The sequence below is a fragment of the Shewanella amazonensis SB2B genome, assembly GCF_000015245.1.
Classification (GTDB): Bacteria; Pseudomonadota; Gammaproteobacteria; order Enterobacterales; family Shewanellaceae; genus Shewanella; species Shewanella amazonensis.
In genome coordinates this window covers 305,276-331,032 of sequence record NC_008700.1, presented here as the reverse complement: position 1 = coordinate 331,032, position 25,757 = coordinate 305,276, and the positions used below count along the sequence as shown (strand labels likewise).

The following is a 25,757-nucleotide window of genomic DNA, read 5'->3' as shown; positions in this document are numbered from 1 at the left end:
GTTAGCCTGAATCAGTTTGTGGAACACCGGGGCCCAATGGCATCCGGCGCCGGGATTTCCAGATAATGGCAACCGGACTCAAGCCACTGGGTGATTTGCTGCAGAACCTGCGGCTCAGGCAATTTTTCTGTTCCCTTAAGCGCACACTCCCACAAAACCAATACCCGCCATCTAAGCTCACGACACTTTTCAATGTTCTCAAGATCACGCTGCCGATTACCGATGAGCTTCTCCCGCCACCACTGTGGCCCACGCCCTTTGGTGGAGGAAGACGCAGGAAATTGAAAGAAGCGGCAGTGATGCATGTGCCAGAAGCAGCCGTTTACAAAGATTACGGCACGGTATTTAGGGAAAACCAGATCAGGTTTTCCCGGCAAACGTTTGTCGTGCAGCCGATAACGAAACCCCAACGCATGGATCCGTTTCCTCAGCCACATCTCGGGGCGGGTATCCTCACCCCGAATGCGGGACATGTTGTAGCTGCGCTTATCCTTCAATAATTTCCTTCACAATCCTGGCTATCTTGTACGCCAACAGAGGAGGAACAGCATTACCAACCTGATGGAATTGTTGTGTCCTGTTGCCCTGGAAAAAGTAGTTATCCGGGAATGTCTGCAATCTGGCAGCTTCCCGCACGGTTAAACTTCGACACTGGACCGGGTCTGGGTGAATAAAATAGTGGCCGTCCTTGGATATGTGACTCACCACAGTAGTGGATGGTTTGTCATAAACCTGAACCCTGAATCGGTCTGCAAATTTACCGCTCTCCCAATTTTCATGGGCAGGTGCCAGCCCAGCATAATTAAACTCTTTATGGCCCTTCGGTGATACCCCGCGGGCCTTCGCAAAACAAGCTGCATACATGTATCGTTTTAAATCAGAATCCATGTGTCCTCTGGCCTCATGGTTTAAAACAACGCTCAGCATTTCTGCGTTTTTTCCATACCACCAATCCAAGGTGCCAGTCTTTTGCTCACTAAGATTCCATTTGTAGCGCAAAGAGCCTTTAGATAAATCCCGACGAACAGCATTTAAGGTGTTTTGAAACTCATGCTCCAGGTCCTCATCACCCCGCCCTCGGGATTCTGACAGCAGCCCTTGAAGATAACGCTTAATAACAGAATCCCAATCTTTCGCCGCTTCTCCACCACGGGACAAAGTACTGCGAAGCTTTGGAAGATCACCAATCACATCTCTGACGGAAACCACAGGTGCTTTTTCAAGAAGTGGCAATGGTCCCCTGGCAATAACGGTCTCAAAATGAGATTGCTTGATACCCAACAAAATCACACGATGCCGGGCTTGGGGAATGCCATAGTCTTCAGCACGAATAACAAATTGGCCAGCATCAAACTTAGAAGCGTCATCGCCATGATGGTACTGCGCATCTGTAACGAGAGAGCAAATTACATAACGTTCACCGCTGCCGGAAACACCTAAAGCCGCGTCTGGATTCGACAAGTCATCAAGAATTTCATGAAAAACTCGCTTTCCACCTACGGTAGAAGAAAGAATTCCTTTAACGTTTTCCATGACGAAGACCGTAGGCTTATTTTGCTGAATAATCCGCAGGTACTCTTTGTACAAGAAGTGACGATTATCTTCTTCAGGTCTGTAATCTTTCTTCCCTTTATTTCGGGCACGACCAACCATGGAGTATGCCTGACAGGGTGGCCCGCCAATCAACACCCATGGGGCATCTTTATTAAGACCTTTCTTAATTGCGCTGTCCAGACGAGCATTCCCGTCCTCAGAACCCAACACAATTTGCAACGCTTCTTCGCCAGCGTCTTCCCATAATGATTCAGTTTCCGAGCTATAAGGTTTGTCAGAAACACCATTACAGAACGCAAAGTAATCATCCAATTCGTTGGGTGCATGGTTAGAAATTAAGCGATAAAACGCTCTCAAACGGAGAGTTTGATGAGCGAAAGGGTCCATTTCAGCCGAGACCAGAATCTGAAAAGTCCTGTCAACAGAGGAGAAGCCCTCCCCAAGACCACCAGGACCAGCAAATAAATCAACAACTTGAATTGATTCTGGATACATCGAAACTCTCTATATTAAATTGAACTTCGGGATTCTACCCTGAAAGAACATCAAATTTGTAGTTTTCGACGGGTTCCGTACCCATGATCAACCAAAACGGGAAAGACCTACATCTAAATGAGGTTAATTCTACATCTTACACTCAGGAATCGATTTAAGAGGCTCTGAGAATGATTTGGTTTGCAACTGCTGCCAACATTCGGTTTTTTTGGCCCACTCTGAGATCATTCTCCCTGATGAAGAACTATGCAACTGCTTCTGAACCTCCGAAGCCCAAATTAAAATTTGTTGTTTCAGAGAGTTAGATATTTCTTGGTTCTTCCAAATCATTTCTAAATCAATCCGGCTACCAAGCTTTAGTGCCAATAGCGACAGTGTGTAGATCGTTATATTACCCTGAAATGCTTGGAACTTTGGCCTAATCAACCTTGTAGCAGCTTTAAACAAAATTGCCTTTGCAATCAGCTTTTTAAAGTCATCGAGAGTGGGCTGCTCTTCACCAGATTCCCATTTAAAATCTGAAAGATTATCCATAAACGCCAAGAAGTTCTTCTGCGCTCCCAGCGAAACAATCTCTGGTTTCTGATCCCATATATAAAGATATTTAGCCATATCAGGCTTAGTAATCTTTCTTGCTGGTGGAATAGATGTTTTCAGTCTTTTAAGCTTGGCAGGAGTAGTTCCTTCACGCTCAAACAACACTTTATAGCTTCCAGCAGCACGCTCATAGAACCAACGCCCTTCGCCATCAGGGCAGTACGTTGTCTGAGAAAAGTTATCCAATAGAACATGGAGGGGATGGTTAGCAGCTAGATCTGACTGTCTAACAGCATTTTGACTGTTTGCATATCGAGATATATCAGATATAAGTTCATCCTCATTGCTGGAATCCTGTTTACGGAGAACAATCAATTTGGCTGGAACTCTCACTTTTGTTAAATCTATTTCAGGGTACTTCTTTTTTGTAAAATAAAGAGATGCCGTCGTTTGCCCACCATTAACGATTTGCATACCTTTCAACCATGTAATGCCCGGCGTTCCGTCCCCAGACTTTCCAATGTGTACTTCATCGGCAACAATAACTAGACCATTGTTATATGCCATGAATCGCTCTGGGTCAGTTCTCAAAGTCTCTCTAATACCCTTGTTTACTTTACCTAAAGCACTCAAAAAGGAGCGAACATTGGCCTCTAGAATACGGGGGCCGTATTTGTCATATACAAACCTGAGAGCCTCTCCCGGGATGACAGTCATAGCATAGTCGTACTCACAGACTTGTCCCGGCACCCATACACAGGGTAAAGGACCTCCCGAAACCTCTTCAAAATTAACAACAAGTTCATCGCGGGGCTTGCCCGCCGACGTATGACGAAACAAGCGCTCAATATCCATCACCTCAAGCTTAATAGTCTTGCCCTGAATTTCTCTGGACTGAAACTGTTTAGACTTTGCATTAAGCACTTGGTCTGTTAAAACATATATACGGATTTGGTTAAAGTCTCTGTATTTTTCTTCAATAATCTGAGCCAAGGGATGAGCTTCACTGGCTTGGTCCATTTTGCTGAGCAATTTTTTTTCTGCACACAAACTCAGAAAACGTAAACAATGCTCGGCAACTTTTGTCACGTCAGAAACGGCTACTTGTTGAATATCAGTCGCATCCGAATACAAACTTGCGAACATATCAAGCTGATCCATATCATCAGTATAGGCGAAACCACTAAGACGTACTTTTGCGTTGCCTACTTTAGCATCAAAATGGCACACCTCAGGCTCAAACGTCATTCCGACATCAGCCATATGCTGCATCATGACTTCGGTAAATACAGACTCTGGATAGGGATACGGCTCACCAGGCATCTCCATCCTATCATTAAGCAATTCCTTTACTTCAGCCTGCGTCTGTCTTAAAAAATCTACTAATTCCATTTCAATCAATACCTAATTCTCGATATACCTCTATCAGAGGCACTTCAATAGCTTCAACCTGATCAATATCAATCTCATATTTTGCAGATTTAACTCCGAAAGGAACTGTCCCTGGAATCATTCTTGGAAACCTTTCATCTACCAAAAAATTTCGAATCTCAATAGCTAAAAAGCTTCTTGTATAATGCTCACTTTCAGAGTCCAAGTAGCCAACTCTCAACAGGCGGTTATCAAACTCTGATAAGGCCTGTCTGTCCAGTGACAACATTGCTCGAATATCATCAATTAGTTTCGAAAGTGTGCACCCAGTGATATTTTGACTCAAACGAACAGCCCCCAAAAAAATAGGTCGAACGATAGAATCATCCAGCTGTTCCAGAGAATGAACTTTAGCGGGAAACCCTTTCTCCGCTAAAGTCGTTTTTATTTCAATAGCTCCATGACCCAGCATAAAATCCTGCAATCCACCCAGTGGTCCATACCAAGACTCAACAGCATTAGATATGCTAAGCCCAGAGTCGATTAATAGGCCCAGGAAAGTCAGCTCTCCAAAAAGACCTGCCTCGGCTTCAGCTCCAAGCACAGCCCTAGGCTTGCTCATAAAGTCCTGCCATGCTCTGATTCGCCCAATAAATGCACTAAACAAGGCTACCGGAGACATATCCGATTTCTTACTTACCATGATCAAAATATCTCTGACCATGGTAAGAAAAATTTCAAGGCTTCCTGAATCCTGCCTAATAAGGCCGATCCACGTGTGATCTGGACCCAACCTCACATCACGAATTATTTCTACCCGAAAACCCTTTCCCTCAGGAAGCTGAGTGTTAATTGGCAGAACTTCCAAGTTAAAGCCCACCAACAATGCTTCTTCATTTTCCGGAAAGTGTCGCGCGGCCACAATACGACAGTCTCCCGGAGAGGTTACCGGTACAGCCTGCCAACCAATACCGGAACCCGAATTATTTAATGCCTTCCAAGAAGCAAGGATCTCATCCTCAATAAACAGAAGGGTCATATTCCTGCTCCCAGAGTACATTGTTCACTTCATACTTAACCTTTGTACCGCTGTCACTTCCCGGGAAGCTGATACCAAAAGACACAATTGGTGCAGTACTCTCATCATAACTGTCATCAACTCCCTCAGGGCTCAGCAAGTAGATAAGCAAAAGCCCCCGCTCAGGATGGCCGGCTATGTGGCCTGCACCAAACCCTCTCACCTTTCGTAGAGCCGGGCCATTCGGCTCCTTTGGCGGCTCTCCATTATATTTTTCTGACCGAGCTGGGTCATTCTTCCAGTTGTTTCTGGTTTCATTCAACGCTGCATCCCAAGCATCATCATCAAGGTCAAGAGCTTCATCGGCTGGCGATAGAAGCCTTCCAATTGAGTACCGATCCTCAGTAATCGTTTTCGGGGTACGTTTTACCAATTTAACTGTAACACTGCTGGAACCATAAATTGAGTATGTTCGCTCTTGGCCACCGTTAATTATTGCCACAGTCCATGATGTAAGCTCATGTTCTTTATTCATATTCTGAATGAAGTCAGAAAGTAACCTACTGTTAACCTTCATCGCAGCCGGATGAGTTTTGTATTCACTTAAAAACTGCACGATCACTTCAGCTGGCACATTAGTCCACTGAACGCCATTACCAGACTTCTTGCTGCCATTCCGATTTCTATCAGGAATCGGCTTAGGTTCACCCAAGCGTAATGTTAAGCGATCAAAGGCTTGCAGGTTAGACTTCAGAGAATCTAAATCCTTCAAAAGAGAAACAGTTTCAACAGACTGACCGCTGAAGGAAAGGTAAAGGCTTTGAGCGTTCCGCATTTTTAGTCTAGAAGTAACCATCAGCACAGGATGCGAAGCTACCTTCAGACCATACTCCTTTGGAGTTGCACCGCTGGCAGTCATCAGATCGAACTCTTCACGCAGCTCTTCTGATGCATCAGCAATATGTTCAAACCACTCCACAAGATCAATGGTTGTATACAGCCTACACAGGTCAAGGTATCCCGGGCGATAACCAAACCAGCGTCCCATTTGCATCAATGTATCGTACATTCTGGATGCACGAAGAAAATAACTGACACACAGTCCTTCAAGTGTCAGTCCTCGGGCAAGTTTATCTCCGCCGACAGCAATGACTTTAAGCCCTACGGCACTGTCCGCATAATCAAGCGCTTCTTTCGCAAAACCGTTGATAGCTCTTACTTCAATCTCTGAGATAGCATCCGAAAGTTCTGCTTCTACTTGCGACCAAGTCAACGTATTCTCATCCACCATATCAGGGTGCATAGAGTGAATGGTTTCAGTTGTAGCCAGAAAGTCACTTTCCCAGAGCTGCTTGAGTTGATTAATCACGTCATAATGATCAATCCGTCGCACCAAGCGCCTCTTTAGCCAATCAACATAAGCCGCAACCTGCTCTTTAACATGTCCCTGAACGGATGTGAATCGAGTGACATGTATCAGCATGGAGCAGTGCTCATCTTTCTGCCCCCTCAGCCTTCGCGCTGCACAGGCAAGCACAAATGCATCGACCGACTCTCTTAGGGACTCAGGAATACCATGCTGCTGGTCACTTGACGGGTAATAACCATTTCTATGTTTGGTTGGCATCCAGCCTGATTTTTCATCTTCAGAGCAATGGTCATTGACTACTTTAACAAGAGGAAGACCTCCTTCCCTGCCATTTTCGCTCGAGCGACCAAATACTTTAGCAGGGCCGATGTAACTGGATGAAGCTGAAAGATTTGCAATAAATGCTGAAGGAAAGAGATCTGGCCCCTCTTTCTCAGTCTCGCTTCGATTGTGAATGAAAATATTTGCGAATGGTGTCGCCGTATAACCAACATAAGCTTTGCGGGTAAAGCTATGAAGTATTCTTCGAGTCAACCGGTTTATGGCGGTAGGCTCATGCTCTAGATCAGGCTTACCGAACTCATCATAAGCCTGGTCGCCTGTATCAACCGATGCATTGTCCGCCTCATCATCTATGATCAAAAGAGGAAGATGGGTAACCAGTTTCCTGCCTGTCTCAGGATCCTGAATATTGGCAACATGATCCTGAATCCACTTTAACAGCCTTTCCAAAACCGATTTGTTCTTTTTCACAACAAACAACCAAGGGCGCTCTTCTGGGGATATACCAAGATGTTTTGCTGCCTTGGTATTAAAGTCACCTTTTTCCGAACGGTTGGTCGCAAAATTTGGTCGTATAGCCGGGTCTCTGTCAATCTCGCCCACACCAACAATGTGCATCTCATCTTGAATGACACTCGTCGTAAAGCCAAGAAAACCCTCGTCCAGTCGTATCTGAGTCTGGGAACGAAGGTTATTGTGCATGCCAGCAAGCACAATAATTATTTTGTAACCCGCATCAGCCGCCTTGCAGATCAGACCGGTATAGTTGCCAGTTTTACCAGACTGCACGTGTCCAACTACCAGTCCTCTTCGATCCCACGGTCCCTGACGTTTTGGATCTTCAAGATTGCCAAGAATCAGATCTGTTGACTTATCCAGTCCTTCAACAATATTCCAAGATAGTTTTTTCTCCTGGTACTCACGGTAGCGCTGCCAGTAACGCCATCCTTGCTTACGATCTTGGTTCAGCCAAGCAATATGGCCTTCGTCGTTGGTCAGCAATGCATCATCACCAACCCATGTGCTCGCTCTGCGGATAAGCTCATCAATGACTGCGCTCTCATCAGTGTCAGCTCTCCACTCTTTTTTCATATTCAGAACAAGATTTATCTGCTCCTGAATAATAGCTGGAGTCACCTGGCTTCCTGCCTCAAGCATATTCTGTACAAAAATTAAGACTTTCTGTTCCGTGGGATTTAATGCCATTTTTGTTTCCTAATCAGGTCGAGTCTGTCAGGGATGCAACCAACTGAGGGTAGTCATGAAACGGTTCTGTCTGAAGAAGTTTTCTTTTTGCCTCTTCAGCACTGAAGCCTTTTTTGCTTGTGAGGTTTTGATACATGATGGTCAAGACCTCAATCACCTCTGACGGAGCTTCGCCATCGAAATTGGTACGTGGTGTTTCTTTATTTTCTGCTGTATCCAGCCATATCCTTTGAACTGGAATGGTTTCTTCCAGTATCCTCAGCATGGCTTTAATCTGCGGTAACAGAGAACCAGCGTCATCCAACACGGCTCTAATTGCAGGGTGCGAATCATCCACTTTGTAACGTAAACCTGTTGATGTTTGGTCAGCACGCCATGCCTGAACCACTGTCTCGCCGTTTCCAGTTCTTGCAGACCGACCTCTTGACGCAAAAGTTTTCCTAGCTCTAGCTCTTGTATCTTCAGCCAAGTGCATTAACCACTTTCTCATTTTTACCGGAGGACGCGCAGTTGCCTTGCGAATATCGATTTTCCAGTCTGAATCTACTGTATTGGGGATATCCAGCCGAATACGCGCAAGTCTATGGGCTTCTTCTTTAGTCCAAGATCGGGCTTTGCCAAGGCCGAGCCAGCTGCCCGCCAATAACATTCTTCTGTTTCTATAAACATAAAATCCTTGTTGAGCAGTCCAGCCATCAGGTCCAGCAGCTGCCTCAAACTCTTTATCTGTTAACCTATCTTTGTGAGGTAAAACATGGCATTCCACGTTGACGCTTCCCCCCAGAGTCAACTGTGATGCTAGCGGTGAATTCCAAGATTTAGCCGGATGGCCAGTCATAAACGGATCCCAAGGTTTTACCTTGTTGTCATTTATGTAAATTTCAAAGCGCTGACTTTGGTCTTCAAGATATCGATGAAAAACCATCGCCAGATGTCGTTCAACCTGATCAATCAAATCCAGAAAATCATTTGAAGTAAAACCATCTGTTAGAATGCGATCTAACTTCTCCCAAAGAACCAGTGTTCCATGACCGATTTTTTTGAAGGATTCAACTAAGGGCAGCCCTGTCTCTGACGCCCCTTCCAGCATAAACCAGCCATCACCGGAGCTTTCAACCAGTACATCAAGATCCCAACGCAAGCAGTTAAACTGATTATTCTGCATTGTGGCAACTGTCAGGCTGCGACATTGAGAAAAGGAAGCAGTCTTCAGCCCCATACCAAAACGACCAAGATCTGACTCATCACGTTCATCAAGAGGGTTCAGCTCACCTAGCCTCATTGCCGTATCGAGACCTTGTGCATCCATTCCGCTACCATTATCCAGTATCTCAATACGACTCTTCTCGTTCTGCCAAGTAAAATTGAGATCAACGCGACTGGCTTTAGCTGCAATACTGTTGTCAATAATGTCCGCTAACGCAGATGCTGTCGTATAGCCAAGACCACGCAATGCTTCGATCATTGCACTAGCCTTTGGTGGCGCGTGTCTTCTAATCAACTCCGTTGCTCTCCTAGCAGGGCCATTTAATCTGCCACCGGTTCTTTTCCAAAAAATATTGCAAGGTGGCTTGAACGAGATGTATGAGCGAGCTTCTTCAAACTTTTCGCTTCAATCTGCCTGATGCGTTCACGAGTAACATCAAACTGCTGGCCGACTTCTTCTAGAGTGAGCTCAGTAGCAGCATTAATTCCAAAACGAAGTTCCAGCACCTTTTTCTCTTTATCTGTCAGCCCCTTCAGCAGATCTTTTATATTAGTGTCTCGATCATCATCAATAATTTCTTCTTCAGGAGACATTGCAGCCCAATCTACATAACCGTTCGTGTTGTGATCGGCCTCAGCTACGGGCTCCATGACTAAAATCTGTTTCAAGTTTTCTACTTTGGTTTCAGGCATGCTGAGTATCAATGACAATTCAGATATCTTTGGCCCCCTTCCAAACTTGTGAGTCAATACTTTGCTTGCAGATATCAGCTTATTGAGGCTCTCATTGACATGAACAGGTATGCGTATAATTCGTGCTTGATCAGCAATAGCCCTTGTAATAGCCTGCCGTATCCACCAAGTGGCATAGGTTGAGAATTTAAAACCTTTCCTGTGGTCAAATTTTTCAACAGCCTTCATCAAACCAATGTTTCCTTCCTGCACCAGATCTGCAAGTTCAAGTCCCCTACCTAGGTATTTATTGGCAACCGAAAGCACCAATCTTAGGTTGAAGGTAATCATCTCATCCCTAGCAGCACTTATATCTCGCTGCAATTTTTTTATCTTGGAACCGATATCCTGAAGACTATATAAATCAATACCTGTCTTTTGGTTAATATTCTGCATCTGAGCCTGCAAACGATTAATTGCACCGGCATGCCGTTCAAGTTTGTCTTCGCAAAGAGGATATTCTGTTTTAAGTTGAGATATCAGTTCTCGACCCATTTTTTGCTCTGCAACACTCTCTGCTGTCTTACGTGGAAGCTTGATTTCGCGGGTGTAAAGATTGACCAGTTCTGTTTTTATGTCGCTAACCTTATCAATTGACTCGTACAACGCTTTAATCAATATATTCAGGGCATCCTCGGTGAGGACAATGCTCCTGAACGTATCCTGTACTCCCGGGTGTTCGGACTCACCAGATACATTGAGGAAAGTTTTAAGGGCTCCAACAATTGCCTCATAGGGATATGTATCAACAAAATCATCGGGTTCATCGCCATCTTCTTGTTCATCCATAAACAAGGAGACAGCCCTCTTTATCTCGACGAAATCCTCACTTGGGAGGGTGTTCAGCTCAGCAACAACTTTTTGAAGTGACTGTTCAGGATTATGTTCTCTGAGAGCTTCTTGGCAGAGATGTGCCAAAAGCTCGCAAATAAAAGGCACTTCAGACAATGCCTCCATAATGGCTAATCTGGCTGCTTCTCTGCGCATGCCGTTATCCACTTCCTGCTCCCTGGTCAACAGTTCTTTACCGGGAAGACTTGCGAAGTAGTAGCCCATGGGCTCATCTCTGGCATAAAGAAGATCATCAAGTAGCAGCATCGCATCATCAATGGAGGCTGCATCATGGTCTTCATAGACGCTATCAGCAAGAGACTCCCCTTCAAACGTATGATCGTCGATCACGCAGCCATGCACTTCCAGCACTTGACGGATATAAAAAACCTTCTCTGCCAGTTGGGTGTATAACTGCTCATAAAAAGCATCATTCTGCAGGACTTTAGAAAAATCCGTCGGCCTAGATACTTGATATGCATGGGAACTCTTTAATATTTGGTCTGTGTACAGTTCAGCCACATAGTCGTTCAGAAAGGTTTCCGACAAAGTACCTACGTGGGCGCATGACTCGAAAAGTTTACTGAACCCCTCAAAAACCCACTTTTTCCTGAAAAGTTCTAGATCTGGATGATCCAAAAACTCAGGTAGATCTATAGCTATGTCCGACCAACCTTCCCCAGAATCGATCGGGATGTGACTGGTGATTTGTAACTGTATTGCAGAAGCTTGAACCTTACTTTCAAGGTTTTCCTCGGGAGGCATATCTTCGCAGGCAAGTTCCCATCCATACAGCTCTTCTTTATCGTTTTTCAGTTGCTGCTGGCTAAGGATCAAACAAGGTAAATCATCAACTTTAGATTGGGCCTGTATAACAGTCTGCAAGCTTTTTTCTCGCTCGGCAATTTTTTTCCCTAATGGCAGAGGCATTGTGAGTTCTAACTTTTCTGTCTGAGCGTCATCCAAAGCAGATAACGCTGGACAACTCCCATCGAGTTCCCATGTCGAGCCCTCATTTTTGCCATCCGCACTTATATTCTCAACTGACCCAAAGATTTTGCTTTGCTCAACATTTAGGACGGGGGGCTTGGCAGCATTAACGGCTACCGGAAGTATTGCGGATGAAGGAACGCTTTCTTCAGATGAGCCGGCTGGTTCAGTTAAGCTAGTCCCCACGATTTCGCTTCTAAGGCAAGTAACCACAATATCGTTTTTAGCATCACCAACATTAGTAACAATATTTATCTCAGAATCAGACTCACTCTTATCAGCCTTATAAATTTCACCGGGACAGGCAACCGGTTTGCTGAGCCTTTCATCCTTTGTATGATATTCATTTTGAGACCTTAAGGCCGGTACGAAAAATGATCGTTCATTCAGCAAGTGGACAATTCTGTCATCACCATTCTCTTCGGCATAATTTTTAGCCTTTTTCCCAGTCTTGTCCTCTATCTCCGGATCCGCTCCTTCTTGAAGAAGCAAGCGACAGATATTTTCGTGTCCTTTTTGTACGGCAAGAATGAGAAGAGTAGCGCCATTTTGATCCTGTGCATTCAAAGCACTGATGTTATCCAGCTGTGCTTTCACTGCACTTTCAACACCAGTCATTACAGCCAGTTTAAGCAGCCGACTGAAACTCCCTTTTGAGCCTTTATTTAATACTCTCATTTTTTACTTCTCTGTACCTCATCCTTGGTAGTACATAAGGCATATTTATACATAAAGCCCTGAAGATAACTTAGCCAAAGATAAACTCCGGACAACCATGGAGGCCCCAACAAATCTCACATAGTCTGGTTACCACAGCAAAATTAAAACATTTCACCTAAGTTCAAAAAAGCCTGCAATCATCCAAAAGTATGAGTAAAGACTTTTTGTGGAAAAGCGTACAATTTAACACAAATTGCAGTATCGAGTTTTAATAGAAAAGTCAGGACACGTATAAGAGTCAGTGAGAAGAGTCGAGACAGCCATTGCTAAACACTTCACTCGCAGATAGCTCCGCACCTAAATTCTCCGCGTGGCAGCCAGAGGCCTTATACCTTGATCCCTGCAAGTCACCATCCGGGCCAGCTGTTGCTGTTAATAACTGTTCCCGACAGTTATTTGCGAGAAACGCTAGCGAGATGAAACTGTTCATCTCACTGTCGGACGACACGCTTATTCCCCATCGAAGCCGCCGAAGGGCGTTGGACGAAATGGCGTGTGCGAGGCAGGACGCCGAGCCAGCTTCAGTCGAATCAGGGATGAGCGTCTGAAGCGTTAGCCAATTTCGTCCAAGAGACCGAGGGGATTTCGGCTTCGTCGGGGCGGCAAGGGAGATGCAAGAGGGAATTGCTGCTGATTCCCTCTTGCCCGGGTGAAGGCTGGAAGCCTTCGATTTTCAGTCGCTTTGCAAGCGACAACAGTCCCCCATGCCACAGGCACAACTTTATATGACACCAGAGACCCAATGTGACTCATAGTCCGTGGCTTTTCTTCCTCACTCCCCATACCCTGAACTCATCAACCAACGTTTGAGAACAAACAGGGGCTGCCGTGGAAATTGAAATCGTTCTTGAAAATGACATCGCGCAGGGCGATTCGCGCATCTACATAGAACCTAATCCGGACAGGTATTGTGGGGGATTCATCTGGTCCATAGTCAAAGACGCTGGCATTTGGGACGACGGCTTAGCCTGGACGACTGAAGAGGCAGAATCCGCCGCTATAAAGGCCATGACATCTATACAGCGCAGTGAGATGTAAAAAAGCCCATCGTCCAGGCTTGGCTATAAAGAGTAGTAGCCATAACACTTCACTCACAGATGACACCGTACACAAATCCCGCTTGAAGCGGCTGAGGGTGTTGCTGCAAATGGCGTAGCGAGGCAAGGATGCCGATGCAGCGCCAGTCGAATCAGGGAAGAGCGTCTGGCGCGTTAGCCAATTTTCAGCATAAGCCCGAAAGAGTTGTCCGCTTCGTAGCGGGTCGCTGGGGGATTGGACAAGGGGGCCAGCCGAAACGGCCCCCTTTCCTCGGGTGTGGGTTGAAGACCCACGACTTTCCGGCCGCTGCAAGCGGCCAGTCCCACAGGGACAGCTACCGAGTGGGACTCATCTGGTCGATAGTCAAATGCGCTGGCATCGGGAACGATGGCGTTTGTGAAAGTGACATTTGGGACGAAGGCTTAGCCTGGTCAACCAACGAAGCCGAAAGTGACGCCATCGCGGCAATCGCTGCGATACAACAACTGCACGTTTGAGCAGACACAAAAAAGCCCGCAGTCTCGGCTCTGGGACCAGAAAACTGGGGGCTCAATGGTAACGGCTGAATCAAATCAACCAAAGGCGGCAGCCTGAAAACGCTTAGCCGGTATAAGCACCACTCGAATAGTGCAGCTCATAACTGTGGCTGTAAATCTCAAGGATATTTCCAAAGGGATCTTCCATATAAATCATGCGGTAAGGCTTTTCACCCGGGTAATAGTAGCGCGGGGCCTTCATGCGCTTTTTACCACCGGCGGCAACGATTTTCTCGGCCAGGCCTTCCACATCCGGGTCCTGCACGCAGAAATGGAAGATACCGGTTTTCCAGTATTCGAAGTTGTCTTCCGGGTTCTCTTGGTTTTTAAACTCGAACAGCTCAACCCCGATACGGTCACCGGTGGACAGGTGGGCGATGCGAAAACGCTCCCAGCCAGCACCAAACACATCGGTACACATTTCGCCGATGGCGGAGTCGTCTTCCACAATCTCGGTGGGCGGCATGATGAGATACCAACCGAGTACCTCGGTGTAAAACTTCACTGCGGCCTCAAGATCGGGCACAGAAATACCGATGTGAGAAAAACTGCGTGGATATGTGTTCATGGCTAACCTCGTATGCTTTGCAATGAAGGGCTGAGCTCGCCTGGTCTTGCTTGCGCACTCTTGGTCCGTTGCGCTGACGCAGGGGCCTTGCCCGATGCGAGAAAGATTACGCCGTCGATATCCGAATGAAAAATTATCATATATTCTTATTTTGATAATTTTTTGTGATGCAAAATGTCAGGTACCGATACTGCTTGATTGACCTGCCCCGGTACCGACGCGAACAGATAGCAACGCGGGTTTGCCACTATGCAGATAGGCAACTATGCAGACAGGCCGCTCGGCACAGTGTCAGTAATCAGGAGTCCACAGGCCCATGCTCAATCCCCTCTGGCTAAAAACCTTTATCACCCTGGTGGAAACCGGCCACTTTACCCAAACGGCAAGCAAGCTGTTTATGACCCAGCCCGGGGTAAGCCAACACCTGAATAAGCTGGAGCAGGCCTGTGGCCACCAGCTGCTTATCCGCAGCCGCAGTGGCATCGAATTGACCGAAGCGGGCGAGCGACTGTATCAGTATGCGCTCTCTCAGGCCCGGGCCGAGGCGGCGCTGCTGGATAGCCTGGATGAGGACAATCCTTTCAGCGGCAGCTGTCGTCTCGCCTGCTCCGGCTCGCTGGCGCAGCTGCTCTACCCCAAGCTGTTGGCGCTGCAAGCAGCGCATCCGGGGCTTAAGGTGCATATGGAGGCCGCGCCCAATGCCCGCATCATCAACGAGGTGCAGCAAGGCGATAAGGACCTTGGCATTATCACGGCGCCGCCGCCGAGGGGGCTGTTCAGTGACACTGACATAGGCACCCAGGCGCTGTGTTTGGTGTTACCGGCAAGCAGCGAAGCCACCACAGATGACGCCAGTCTCCCTTCAATAAACGAACTCAAAGTCCTTGGGCTGATAAGCCACCCGGATGCCGCCCATTATCTGTCGCTGTTTTTTGCCCACAGTGGCAGCCCCGGCTACCAAAATGCCTTCGCCGAAGACTTTCCCATCAGCAGTTACATTAATCAGTTGGGGCAAATCCTGTTGCCTGTATCCATGGGACTGGGCTTTACCGTGCTGCCACTGTCGGTGGTCGAGCAATTCAGCGAGCGGGACAAACTCAGGGTGTGTGTTGGGCTGGAGCGGGTATTCGAGCCACTGTATCTCATCCATAAACGCCAGCGGCAACTGCCCGCCCGATTTGATACTATTCGCAGCCTGATCCAATCCGTGCTGACAAGCACAACTGACAGCCCCCAATGAGCCTGCCTGTGAACAAGACTTTTATTATCAGCCTGCCCCGAACCGGCACCACCAGTGTGTGTGTGGCCCTGCTTGAGGCAGCGCCAAGGGCGGGGCTGGCACCACTTAAGGTGGCGCACATGGCCTTTACCAAGGCGAGCTTTGAGGCCGCCGATGCCATAGCCGACGCCCCTGTGTTCAGTGACTACCAAAAACTGGACAAACTCTACCCCGGCAGTAAGTTTGTTTATCTTGACCGCACAATCGACAGCTGGTTGCCGTCGATGCAAAGGCTGCTCGAGCGCATGTTGCCAAAGCTCGACCCTAACGCCAAAGGTGGTTTTCACCCGCAGCTGCGGCGCAGTTTTAATGAAGTATTTAAGCTGAATAAGGCTCTGGCAGGCACAGTGGATATGATGAGCCCCGCGCACCTGGAGCAATGTTTTACCCGCCACAGGCAAGGGGTAGATGATTATTTCTGTGGCCGCGACGACTTGCTTTGCCTTGACCCCTCAGCCTCGGGGGCTCTGGCGGCGCTGCACCGATTTTTAGGTCTTGCCGACGTCGCCGAAGACGCCCCTTTTCCGCACCTGAATCAGGCGGGCCGGGTGGCCGGTTTTGATGAGTTCAAACACCCCAACAAAATCCCCGCCGAGCTGTCGGGCCCTCAGCGACGCGCCTTTTTCGACTATGCCGTCAACCGTAAAGGTTGATTTGCACTTTAGCTGCTCAGTCGTCACTGATTTTATCTACTACTTTCGGTGTAAGTTCTACACTTTCTAATGCTCTCAACATCTCTATCACTCCGAGGGAGACAAGCTCCCCGGGCAGGCCAGCGAAGCCGGATGAGTGCCACCAGGCACACGCTTTTATAAAACGGAAAGACAGCGAACATCAGCGGAGCAAACATATGGAACTCAACAAACTACTGATTGCCGCCACCCTAGGCTCGGTACTGACCGCTTGCGGCGGCAGCGACAACAATGACTCACCTATTCCCCCTACGCCTCCTCCCCCACCCGCCACCATAACCCTGGATGGTAAGGTCGCCGATGGTTATCTGGTCGGTGCCAGAGTGTGTGTGGATCTGAACGAAAACAAGGTATGTGATGATGGAGAACCCAGCGCAACCACAGGCGCAGGCGGTAACTTCTCCATCACAGATGCAACTCAACAGCAGCTGGATACCTATCCTCTGGTTGTGGAAGTTACTGTAGGGACGGTCGATGAAGACACGGGTGAGGCCATCACCAAAGGCTATACCCTCAGCGCCCCTGCCGGATATGAGTTTGTCAGCCCGCTGACCACCATGGTGCAGGGCGAAGTGGAACAGGGCAGCAGTGAAGAAGATGCCGAGGCAGCCATCAAGGCATTGCTTGGCACCACCCTAGCCCTGACACAGGATTATGTGGCGGCACAGAATGACGACAGCCTCAGCGACGAGCAAAAGGCAGAGTACCTGCAACTGCATCAGGTCGCGCAGGTCACCGCCAGAGTGATAGCCAACAACCTGGCTCAAATACAGGCGGCGGCCGATGCGGGGGGCATTTCGGCGGACGATCTGATTTCTTTGATTGTGGACACTGTGGTAAATGCCCTGGACACCATAGTGGCCCAGGTCGAGGCAGCCAGAGACGCCGGGGGTGATTTCGATCCCGACGCCATTGCCGGGTCCGAGGAAGTCGAGAACGAGACGTCCGTGTCTGATGACAATCTTGAAGAGCAAATTGCAGTACTCCATGCCGAAGCCAGCGCTGCGACAGCCAATCTGGTTACTGAGGTCAGTGGCGACGGCATTTTCTGGTTTGAAGGTGACTACGATTCCGACGAGTTATGGCTCGAATACGGCCATGTAAAATACGACATCAGCAACCAAAAGACCGTAGAGGTACATTACGAGTTGGTAAACGGTGCGTTTGTGGCCCAAGGCAGTAACGAGTTCGGCACCGACGACTTCATTTTGACCGATACGGGTTGGCAAGCCACCACAGAAGAGGTTGTGATCACAGCGCTCAATGATGACGGCACCATCACCCTGAGCCACCCTGACTTTCCCCAACTTGCTGAGACCATAAGCGCCAAAGAGTATGCCCTCAGCGGTCTGAATATCAGGGTACTGCTGGCTAAGCAGGACAACACCTGGCCCTGGCATAAGGTGATGCCTGCCGATGTCAGTTTCAGTGAAGGCGCCAAGGCCTTTGCCATTAAAGCCAAAACGGCCAGCGATCAGTACCGGCTTTACTACTGGGACGGCTGCAACGAAGGCGATATGGTGGGGGGGTATTGCAACAGCGTCTGGTCACGGATGGCCGGCGGCAGCGAAGGCCCTGCCACCAGCTTAAGTGCCCTTATCTCGGCCACCGCATCAGACGGTACCCTCGCTAATCTGGTTGGCCCCTTTATCGCGTGGCATGGCGACATGCAAATTCTTGCCGAGTTGATTGAAGGCGGCATGGCAAAGTATCACAAGGTGTATTGGGGCCAGAACAGCACCGGCGAGTCCCAGCGGATGTCGATGCTCTTTACAACCGGCGAGTGGCGTCAAATAACGCAATCGGGACAAACCTTAATCCTGATGGCGCTGCCTGACGATGTGAAGGACTTTGGCGAACATGAGGATGACGGCGAATTACTGCTGGCAGTCCATCAGGGCGCAGTACGTCGGGGCGAATTTATTCCCGCCGGCACCGGCGACGATGATGAAGTGATTTTCAATCTGACCGCGAAGAACGACATTCTCACCAAACTTGACCTGACGCTCTTCAACGGTGGTTTACCTCCGGCGGATTTTGTCTGCGAAAATGGCAATACCCAATGGGATGACAACAGTGGCGGGCCCGTCAGCGACACCCTCAAATCACTGACACAATACCGCGAGTTGGTAAGCAGCTGCCGTGGTGAGGCAGGCGCCATGGCATTTACTGCCGAGATGTTGGCAGGTTACCAGTTCAAAGAGTTTGACGCCGAGGGCAGCCTCGAAACCCTGATCGTTTTTAACGCAAACGGTGGCTACTTCACCGACTATATGGTCAGCCCAGCCGAAACGACAAACTTCAACTGGAGCATTAACGGCTTCGGCGAGATAGTGGTTGAAGCCGGCGATGGCAATGGTGGGGTTGGATTGCGTGCTTACCTCAGTCTTATCGGTAAGTATGGCGACTATGTCTCCATCAAGGGCTTCAATGAAGAAAGCGACTGGGCTCCCATGGATGGCAGTGTCGGCGAGGTCTGGAGCGACAAATGGCTGAGACTGGCCCAATAGGCTGAACACCCGACTGTGCAACACCACTCAACAACGCCCGGTGAACGCCGGGCGTTTTTCATCTTCCGGCCATCAGTCTTTGCGACGTTTAACCACGGTGAGGAAGTCCAGCGCCACACCGCTGATGGCGTTAAAGCCACGGATGCGAAACACCAGCCTCAGCAAGTCAGGTCTTGGGCGCACTTTGGGTTCAACCGCCCGGGGGATAAACCAGAGCGTCACCAAAGTGCGCAAGAAAGTAGACACCAAAAACACCACAAAGATGGGGCTGGCCAGCTCCCAGCCGGTGAAACTCAGGAAATCCGCTGCATGGCTGGCAATAAAGCCGCCCACCATGGCGCCCACAAACACCAACGCCGCACTCAACGCCGACTGCACCGCGGCGTAGGTGGCAAAGTCGGAGCGAAACGGGCGGATGTCGTACAGGTAATTGGCCGTGCTCAGGGTAAAGCCACTCCAGGCAAAACCGGAAAAAGCCTGAATCGCCAAGATGTACCCATAGTTATCTGAAAACAGCCACAGCAGCGGCAGGCTGGGGATAAGGCTTGAGGTAATCAGCATCACCAGCCGGTTACCATAGAGATCGCTGAAACGCCCCCAAAATCTTAAGGTCACAAATTGGGTTATGACGGAGGCCACGCTGGCGAGCACAAACTCCAGATAGCTGAAGTGCAGCCCTTCCAACATGTACACCGCAAAGAAAGGGGCCGAGATGGCCACCATGGCCTGCATACCGGCCACGAACAGGCTGTATTGGCGAAATGTGGCGTCTTTCCAGGCTTCGCGAAAATTCTTCAGGGTGCGCACAAACACTCCCGGAGTGCGCACTGTCCTGGGTTCAGGGTCGTGCATTTGCCACAAAAGCCAGGCCGACACCCAGCGCCCCATGGCGGCGATGGAAAACAGCAGACTGAACCCCAGCCAGGCCATACCGGCACTGTCACAGAGGCTCAGAATACCGCCCCCCAGGAAAAACACCGTGAGCGATGCCCCCATGGTCAGCCGGGTGCGGGCGGCAAAGAATGCGCCCCTGCGCCTTGGTGGCACCACAGCACCCATCCAGGCACGCCAGTGGGGTTGGATAAGATTAATAAACCCGTGATAAAGCGCCGCAAGGGCAATAAAAAGCCACACCCCATGTTCGGGCCGAAACGCCGCCAGCGCCCCCATGGACAGCACCACCAGCGCCTGCAGCGCCGCACAAAACGCGATAAATCCCTTGCGGGCAAAGTGGCTGGCAAGCCACACCGACAACAGCTGAGACAGAGCACCAAATAACTGAGGCAGGCCACTGACCCAGGCCATTTGCCCAAGCGTCGCCCCCATAAAGATGGCGAAGGCGTTAAAGAAGTTATCTGATGTGGCCGTCATGGCCGATGAGGCGACGGCCTCCTGCTGCGAGCGCTTTAAGGTGTCTCTGAGCCAGCGACAACGGGCTGTGCGGCGTCCGTCGTTAGATGAAGTCTCTTCGGCAGGAATGGGCAAAGACATGGGCTCAACGCAGGCTCGATTGGACGATAAGAATGCGGAAATTATGGCCAACTGCATCGGCAAGAGCAATTGGCCAATCAGGAAAAACCACTTTAACGCCCGCCGCCCTGGGTCACTGGCGGTCTATTTCAGGCTGATTTTCAGCGGCTCTTCGCAGCACGGGAGCGCAGCCACAACCAGATACCCACCAGAATAAAGGGCACACTGAGCAGCTGACCAACGGTTAAGGGCAGCGAGGGAATGTAGCTTGCCTGCTCGGGTTTAACCCATTCCACCAGCATGCGGATAACGAACACACCTATCAGAAATGCGCCAAACAAACGCCCTTGCATAGCCAGCATACTGCGGCGCAGTTGCCACAGCAGCAGCCCCAGCAGCAGATAGCCTATGGCCTCATACAGCTGCGCCGGATGTCTTGGCAGCATGTCGACCCGGGCAAAAATCACCCCCCAGGGGCCGTCGGTTACCTTGCCGTAAATCTCAGAATTCATCAGGTTGGCCAGACGTACACACACGGCAAACACCAGTGTCGGCAGCGCCAGATAATCCAGCAAGTACATCAGGCTAAGCTTGTTGCGTCTGGCGACCCAGAGCACACCCAAAATGGCACCCAGACCGCCGCCGTGGCTGGCGAGGCCGCCCTTCCAGATATAGAGAATTTCCATGGGATGGGCGAGATAGAAGTCGGGCTCATAGGCCAGGCAGTGCATCAGTCGGGCACCCACTATGATGCCAATAAACACCGGGAAAAAGAGCTCATCCACCAGGCCTGCGTTTTGCCCGGATTCTTTCAGCATCTGCTTGAGCAGGGCTGCACCGCCCCAGATACCACAGGCAAACAGCAGCCCGTACCAGTGCAGACTGATGCCGCCAAATTGAAACAGTATGGGGTCGATATTCCAGGTCATAGGCTTGGCTCTCTTGTGATAAGTCCGCTATCCAGACAGGAAAACACCGCCCTTTGTGTTAGCAAATGGGCGGTGCTGTCACTCAAAAAATGCAGGGTTTAAGACGGTCTGCCTGAGTCAGTAAGCTTTGATACAGGGTGAACTGATTGGCTGCGCGGTCGAGGTTATGACCCTCGCGGTGCACATGAAAATAGAGGTCGCCGTTCAGATAATCCGTTAAAAAACGGACGCCAATCATCAGGCACATAATGCGGGCACCCAGCCACAGGCTTTCACGCTCTGCCGCTTCCAGTACATCCCCCAGCTCAGCCAGATAACCGCGACAAATGGCGGCAAAGATCTCCGGCCGCACCCGCACCTTGTCCAGCGCCGTGCTGTCTTCCGCTTCGGGTGACGTGAAGGTGCGTACCATGTCGCCAAAGTCATACATCAGATGGCCCTTCATGCAGGTATCCAGGTCGATGATGGCCATGGCAGAGTCGTCACGCTTATCAAAAAGCATGTTATTGATTTTGGTGTCGTTATGACAAACTCGCAGCGGCAGTTTTGGCTCAAGTGCTGCCAGTTCGTCCAGTAAGCCGCGCTGGCAGAGGGCAAAGTCGACCCACTCACGACAAGTATCAAGGCGACCCGCCTTGTTGTCGGCCGCCGCCTGCTCCAACGCCGCCAGGCGGCCCGGAAGGAAGTGAAACTTGGGGATCACATCGCCAATCCGGGTGGCATCGAAATCGCACAGGGCGCGGGCAAAATGCCCAAAGGCACGGGCCGCCTGCTCTGCCTGAGCTTCGCTGCCAACCACATCTATGCTGTTGGAATGCTTGAGATAACGAATGGCACGCCAGAAACCAGCCTCACCCAGATCAATGCCCAAATCGCCTTCGGCGGTAGTTTTGGGGCTGACCACTTTCAGCTCGTAGTCTTTCCCTTCTTTCTCGCCCAGGTGGCGGCTGATAAGCTCGGCGTTTTCCACCAGGGTCCAGGGGGCCTGAAACACGCTGGTATTGAGACGCTGCAGCACCATGCTGCCCTCATCCCAGGTCACCAAAAACGTATCATTGATGTGCCCATTGCCCAGGGGTGAAACCTTTGCAGCATTGCCTTCCAATCCATAGTGAGGCAGAACCCGCTGCCGGATAACTTCAATCACTCAATAACTCCATCAATCTTGATCTTACCCGGGGCACATCATCTGCGTAGGTAACCCCGAGCCATTCCCCCTGGGCGGTTTCTACCCGAACCTTGAGTCCCTGGTCGATACCGGCTTGCACAACATCGGGAAGATAACATTCCTCCCCAGGCGATGGCGATGCCAAAAGAAAGGATATTAACGCGTCCCTCAACCAACTGACAACGCTGTCATCAAATCCCCACAGAGTCATGGATACCGGCACGTCGGGCGCCAGAGGCCTGAGCTGGCCCTTAAAGCGCCCTTCTAGGCCACCCTGAATGGCAACTATCTCTTTGTATTCCTCTACGCGGGTGAGGTAGCCATCGGTTACCTGACATATCCCCCGGTTTACCCCGCCGTGTTCCGACAAGGTGGCCTCCAAAGGGTACGCCACCATCAGCCAGCCGCCACGCTTAAGGCCTTCGGCCATGCAGGCAAAAGCGTTATCGCCATAGAAATCATCGGCGGTGATCACCGCAAAAGGGCCCGTGAGTTGATGCCGGGCGCAGTAAAGGGCGTGGGCTGTGCCCCAGGGTTTGGTGCGCGACTCAAGCAACGCAGCGACCTCCCCTTTGGGCAGTGGCAGGTCATCAGCGGCCTGAATACAAAACTGGATCTCAAAGTCGGTGGGTACCTGAGAGGTCAACTGCGCCGCAAGCTGTGACTCCAGCTCCGGGCGTATCACCAGTACGGCACGGGTGAAGCCAGCCTTCACGGCGCTTTGAATGGACAACTCCAACATGGTTTCGCCCCTGGGGCCAAGCCGGGCCAGCTGCTTATCACCGCCAAAACGGCTACCAAGCCCTGCGGCAAGTATCACCAATGTCAGTTGCACCATTACCTCTTAAATCCCCAAAAAACTGCGAACATCACAATAGGCCCGGAAGTGTAATGCATGGCCTTTTACGGGCGCCAGCAGAATATCAGGGGGCCAGGAACACCGCGAAGTCCTGATGCCCTTCAATGGCCGCCTGACTGCCTTTGAGACTGAAACCCTGACCACAGAGCTGCACGTTCCCCCGAAGGGCCAGGTCCCGCACAATAGACTGGGTATCCAGCGGTGAAAAGCGCGCACGGCGCATTCCTTGCTCATCGGCCACCTGCATTGGGCGATATCGGTTGCCGTTGTTAAACAGCAGACTGGCACAGTGGCGCTCGCCTTCTGCCGTAGCGAGTGACCAGATAATGCCGTTACTGCGGCTGTTGGCATGCCAGCTGAGAATGAGGGCCTCGTTATCCAATGCCAGCTCCAGGCCGGACTCGAGTCGGGTGGAGGCCTGCAAAGCGTCGCCTTGGCTGCCGGTTGCACTGCTGCCTATCTCCTCGGGGGCACTGCTCAAACGCATACCCATGGCGACAACCGCCACCCCAAACAGCACAGCCGCCGCGCCGGATAAATAGAAGCGCCACCAATTTTTAAGGTGCAGGTAGATGGCCTCCATCAGCACCTCGAGCGAACCATCGCCATTGAAGGCATCGCTCCAACTTCTCAGCGGCCGGGGTTCTGGCTCGGAGTCATAGGTTTCATTGCCCGAAGGAGGCGTATCGTCGGCGATATCGTCATCCCCCATGCCGGTGACAGCCCTGCGCTGGGTAAATTGCTGCCAGATGGGGGTATCCTGATGGTGAGGGTCTGCATCCCGGGAGTGGCGCGCATCGATTGTCTGGTCCGGCTCGTCATGGGAGTGCCTGCTGGCGACATTGATGCCGTGATTGGCTTCGATGACAAGGTGTTGCTCACGGGTTGCTGACATGCCAAACACGGCCAACGCAGCGGTCTTGTCCTGCTCAGTGGCGGAATAATCCTGAACAGTGTCTTGCCGAAACCGCGCATGTGGCTGCGGCTTTATTGGTTGGCCGTGAGCCCTGGCGGTGTCATGGTCTGCAGAGCTGGCGGTGTGCCATGGGCCGAGCGCCTCGGTTTCTTCTTCGTCGGAATCATCCCAGGCTGAATCAAAGGCGTCATCGGGCGCTTCACCACCGAGAGTCGGCTCACGCCTCGGGGTCAGAGGTTCGGGCGCGGGCATGTCTGCCGACCAATACCCATCGACATAATCTTTCACGGGGCGTGATGGCAAGACGCTGACCAAGAGGGTGATACCAAGCCCCAGGGCAAACAAAATCAGTCCCAGGGCGGCATTACCCGCCATACTCAGCACTAACAGCCAGAGAGGCAAAGGCACCAAAGCCGCCACCAGATAGCCACGGGGCCTGTGGGCGTCGCGGCAGCGACGCATCAGCGACAGGCCAAACAGCGCTGCAAGCAGCATTCCGGGCAGCCACAACCAATGGCCGCTACCAAACAGCAACACCAGAATCCCGGGAAGGGTGTAGGTCACCAAGCCAATGGCGCCGGTACGGCGACCATTGTCACAACCCACCGTGGTAAACAAACTGCCTGGCTGCAAAGCATCACCTCAGAAAACATGGCCATATAATCTTGGGCAGACTAGCCAATTTTCAGTGAAATGTCAGCGTCTGTCCTGTGTGGCTGGCGCAGAAGGCAGCAGCGGGAATATAATAGTCGGCTTATTCTTGTATTTTGACGGGCCAACATCCGGGCCCGGCGACCAGCCAGAGCGGAAAAGCCAACTGATGAGCACTCGTGGAAATCTTTTTATCGTATCGGCCCCCAGCGGTGCCGGAAAGTCTTCGCTGATATCAGCCCTGCTGAAAGATAAACCCGCCGACAAGCAGGTTTCTGTGTCTCACACTACCCGCAAACCGCGTCCGGGCGAAGAAAACGGCGTGCATTATCACTTTGTCAGCGTGGATGAATTTAAAGCGCTGATCGCGCAGGATGCTTTTTTTGAGTGGGCCGAAGTCTTTGGCAACTTTTATGGCACCTCACGCCTTACGGTGCAGGCAACTCTGGAGCGCGGCATCGATGTGTTTTTGGATATCGACTGGCAAGGCGCCCAGCAGGTGAAAAAACTCATGCCAGAGGCCATGGGGATTTTTATTCTGCCACCGAGCCGTGAAGAGCTGGAGCGCCGCCTTATTGGCCGCGGCCAGGACAGTGATGAAGTGATTGCTTCACGCATGGCACAGGCCGTGTCTGAAATGTCCCATTACACTGAATATGAGTATGTTATCGTTAACGATAACTTTGATGAGGCCCTGGCCGATTTGCAGGCTATCATCCGTGCGGGGCGCTTAACCTGCGCTGGTCAAGCCCGCACCCACGGTGATATGCTTAAGGGTCTGTTGGCAGACTGACTGCCTTAGTGTACACTTTTGCGTCATTTTTTTACTG

At 50.5% G+C, this 25,757-nt stretch carries 18 protein-coding genes; 5 read left to right on the top strand and 13 right to left on the bottom strand.

The window, feature by feature from the left end; genetic code table 11:
• Nucleotides 1-11: 11 nt before the first annotated feature.
• The 7 genes from SAMA_RS19295 to SAMA_RS19040 all read right to left on the bottom strand — a co-directional run bounded on the left by SAMA_RS19295 (nt 12) and on the right by SAMA_RS19040 (nt 12,269).
• On the bottom strand, nt 12-437 hold the full coding sequence (locus SAMA_RS19295; RefSeq protein ID WP_232280533.1) for a very short patch repair endonuclease: 426 nt from the start codon (nt 435-437) through the stop codon (nt 12-14).
• 49 nt (nt 438-486) lie between these two features.
• Complete coding sequence (locus SAMA_RS01520; protein WP_011758402.1) at nt 487-2,049, bottom strand: DNA cytosine methyltransferase; 1,563 nt, start codon at nt 2,047-2,049, stop codon at nt 487-489.
• A 129-nt stretch (nt 2,050-2,178) separates the two neighbouring features.
• Nucleotides 2,179-3,978: an AIPR family protein gene (locus SAMA_RS01515; RefSeq protein WP_041409635.1), complete on the bottom strand. Its 1,800-nt coding sequence runs from the start codon at nt 3,976-3,978 to the stop codon at nt 2,179-2,181.
• Nucleotide 3,979: 1 nt separating this feature from the next.
• A complete protein-coding gene (locus tag SAMA_RS01510; protein ID WP_011758400.1) occupies nt 3,980-4,996 on the bottom strand; it encodes a PD-(D/E)XK motif protein in 1,017 nt (338 codons plus the stop codon).
• Nucleotides 4,977-7,832, bottom strand: a complete 2,856-nt coding sequence (locus SAMA_RS01505) for a Z1 domain-containing protein (protein ID WP_011758399.1) — start codon at nt 7,830-7,832, stop codon at nt 4,977-4,979. The genes SAMA_RS01510 and SAMA_RS01505 overlap by 20 nt, the downstream gene beginning before the upstream one ends.
• 13 nt (nt 7,833-7,845) lie before the next feature.
• A complete protein-coding gene (locus SAMA_RS01500) occupies nt 7,846-9,297 on the bottom strand; it encodes an ATP-binding protein (protein WP_011758398.1) in 1,452 nt (483 codons plus the stop codon).
• Nucleotides 9,298-9,359: 62 nt separating this feature from the next.
• Entirely contained in the window at nt 9,360-12,269 is a 2,910-nt protein-coding gene (locus SAMA_RS19040) for a sigma-70 family RNA polymerase sigma factor (protein WP_011758397.1), read from the bottom strand.
• Nucleotides 12,270-13,139: 870 nt separating this feature from the next.
• Between SAMA_RS19040 and SAMA_RS01490 the strand changes: the two genes are divergently transcribed.
• Nucleotides 13,140-13,349 (top strand): hypothetical protein, encoded by a 210-nt coding sequence (locus SAMA_RS01490; RefSeq protein ID WP_041409632.1) that lies wholly within the window; start codon nt 13,140-13,142, stop codon nt 13,347-13,349.
• Nucleotides 13,350-13,949: 600 nt separating this feature from the next.
• On the opposite strand, the gene SAMA_RS01480 is transcribed toward SAMA_RS01490, so the two are convergent.
• Nucleotides 13,950-14,453 carry a lactoylglutathione lyase family protein gene (locus SAMA_RS01480; RefSeq protein WP_011758396.1) on the bottom strand — a complete coding sequence of 168 codons (504 nt, stop codon included), beginning with the start codon at nt 14,451-14,453 and terminating at the stop codon, nt 13,950-13,952.
• Between the two features lie 316 nt (nt 14,454-14,769).
• Here SAMA_RS01480 and SAMA_RS01475 point away from each other — a divergent pair, with 316 nt between their 5' ends.
• From SAMA_RS01475 to SAMA_RS01465, 3 genes are all read left to right on the top strand, one after another.
• Complete coding sequence (locus SAMA_RS01475; RefSeq protein WP_011758395.1) at nt 14,770-15,693, top strand: LysR family transcriptional regulator; 924 nt, start codon at nt 14,770-14,772, stop codon at nt 15,691-15,693.
• 8 nt (nt 15,694-15,701) lie between these two features.
• Nucleotides 15,702-16,385, top strand: a complete 684-nt coding sequence (locus tag SAMA_RS01470) for a sulfotransferase (RefSeq protein WP_232280508.1) — start codon at nt 15,702-15,704, stop codon at nt 16,383-16,385.
• Between the two features lie 197 nt (nt 16,386-16,582).
• Nucleotides 16,583-18,934, top strand: coding sequence for a hypothetical protein (locus tag SAMA_RS01465; RefSeq protein ID WP_011758393.1), 2,352 nt, complete (start codon nt 16,583-16,585; stop codon nt 18,932-18,934).
• Between the two features lie 72 nt (nt 18,935-19,006).
• On the opposite strand, the gene SAMA_RS01460 is transcribed toward SAMA_RS01465, so the two are convergent.
• The 5 genes from SAMA_RS01460 to SAMA_RS01440 form a co-directional block, all read right to left on the bottom strand.
• Nucleotides 19,007-20,425 (bottom strand): MFS transporter, encoded by a 1,419-nt coding sequence (locus tag SAMA_RS01460; RefSeq protein WP_049757741.1) that lies wholly within the window; start codon nt 20,423-20,425, stop codon nt 19,007-19,009.
• Nucleotides 20,426-20,565: 140 nt separating this feature from the next.
• Nucleotides 20,566-21,333, bottom strand: coding sequence for a prolipoprotein diacylglyceryl transferase (lgt, locus tag SAMA_RS01455; protein WP_011758391.1), 768 nt, complete (start codon nt 21,331-21,333; stop codon nt 20,566-20,568).
• 82 nt (nt 21,334-21,415) lie between these two features.
• Complete coding sequence (locus tag SAMA_RS01450; RefSeq protein ID WP_011758390.1) at nt 21,416-22,480, bottom strand: phosphotransferase enzyme family protein; 1,065 nt, start codon at nt 22,478-22,480, stop codon at nt 21,416-21,418.
• Nucleotides 22,473-23,339, bottom strand: coding sequence for an NTP transferase domain-containing protein (locus SAMA_RS01445; protein ID WP_011758389.1), 867 nt, complete (start codon nt 23,337-23,339; stop codon nt 22,473-22,475). The genes SAMA_RS01450 and SAMA_RS01445 overlap by 8 nt, the downstream gene beginning before the upstream one ends.
• 85 nt (nt 23,340-23,424) lie before the next feature.
• On the bottom strand, nt 23,425-24,909 hold the full coding sequence (locus SAMA_RS01440; RefSeq protein ID WP_011758388.1) for a hypothetical protein: 1,485 nt from the start codon (nt 24,907-24,909) through the stop codon (nt 23,425-23,427).
• A 187-nt stretch (nt 24,910-25,096) separates the two neighbouring features.
• Between SAMA_RS01440 and gmk the strand changes: the two genes are divergently transcribed.
• Nucleotides 25,097-25,720, top strand: coding sequence for a guanylate kinase (gmk, locus tag SAMA_RS01435; protein WP_011758387.1), 624 nt, complete (start codon nt 25,097-25,099; stop codon nt 25,718-25,720).
• Nucleotides 25,721-25,757: the final 37 nt, after the last annotated feature.

Excerpts from the sequence above, each read along its gene's own strand:
- SAMA_RS19295 (WP_232280533.1), bottom strand. The coding sequence starts at position 437 with ATGTGGCTGAGGAAACGGATCCATGCGTTGGGGTTTCGTTATCGGCTG.
- SAMA_RS01520 (WP_011758402.1), bottom strand. The coding sequence starts at position 2,049 with ATGTATCCAGAATCAATTCAAGTTGTTGATTTATTTGCTGGTCCTGGT.
- SAMA_RS01515 (WP_041409635.1), bottom strand. The coding sequence starts at position 3,978 with ATGGAATTAGTAGATTTTTTAAGACAGACGCAGGCTGAAGTAAAGGAA.
- SAMA_RS01510 (WP_011758400.1), bottom strand. The coding sequence starts at position 4,996 with ATGACCCTTCTGTTTATTGAGGATGAGATCCTTGCTTCTTGGAAGGCA.
- SAMA_RS01505 (WP_011758399.1), bottom strand. The coding sequence starts at position 7,832 with ATGGCATTAAATCCCACGGAACAGAAAGTCTTAATTTTTGTACAGAAT.
- SAMA_RS01500 (WP_011758398.1), bottom strand. The coding sequence starts at position 9,297 with ATGATCGAAGCATTGCGTGGTCTTGGCTATACGACAGCATCTGCGTTA.
- SAMA_RS19040 (WP_011758397.1), bottom strand. The coding sequence starts at position 12,269 with ATGAGAGTATTAAATAAAGGCTCAAAAGGGAGTTTCAGTCGGCTGCTT.
- SAMA_RS01480 (WP_011758396.1), bottom strand. The coding sequence starts at position 14,453 with ATGAACACATATCCACGCAGTTTTTCTCACATCGGTATTTCTGTGCCC.
- SAMA_RS01475 (WP_011758395.1), top strand. The coding sequence starts at position 14,770 with ATGCTCAATCCCCTCTGGCTAAAAACCTTTATCACCCTGGTGGAAACC.
- SAMA_RS01465 (WP_011758393.1), top strand. The coding sequence starts at position 16,583 with ATGGAACTCAACAAACTACTGATTGCCGCCACCCTAGGCTCGGTACTG.
- SAMA_RS01460 (WP_049757741.1), bottom strand. The coding sequence starts at position 20,425 with ATGTCTTTGCCCATTCCTGCCGAAGAGACTTCATCTAACGACGGACGC.
- lgt (WP_011758391.1), bottom strand. The coding sequence starts at position 21,333 with ATGACCTGGAATATCGACCCCATACTGTTTCAATTTGGCGGCATCAGT.
- SAMA_RS01445 (WP_011758389.1), bottom strand. The coding sequence starts at position 23,339 with ATGGTGCAACTGACATTGGTGATACTTGCCGCAGGGCTTGGTAGCCGT.
- gmk (WP_011758387.1), top strand. The coding sequence starts at position 25,097 with ATGAGCACTCGTGGAAATCTTTTTATCGTATCGGCCCCCAGCGGTGCC.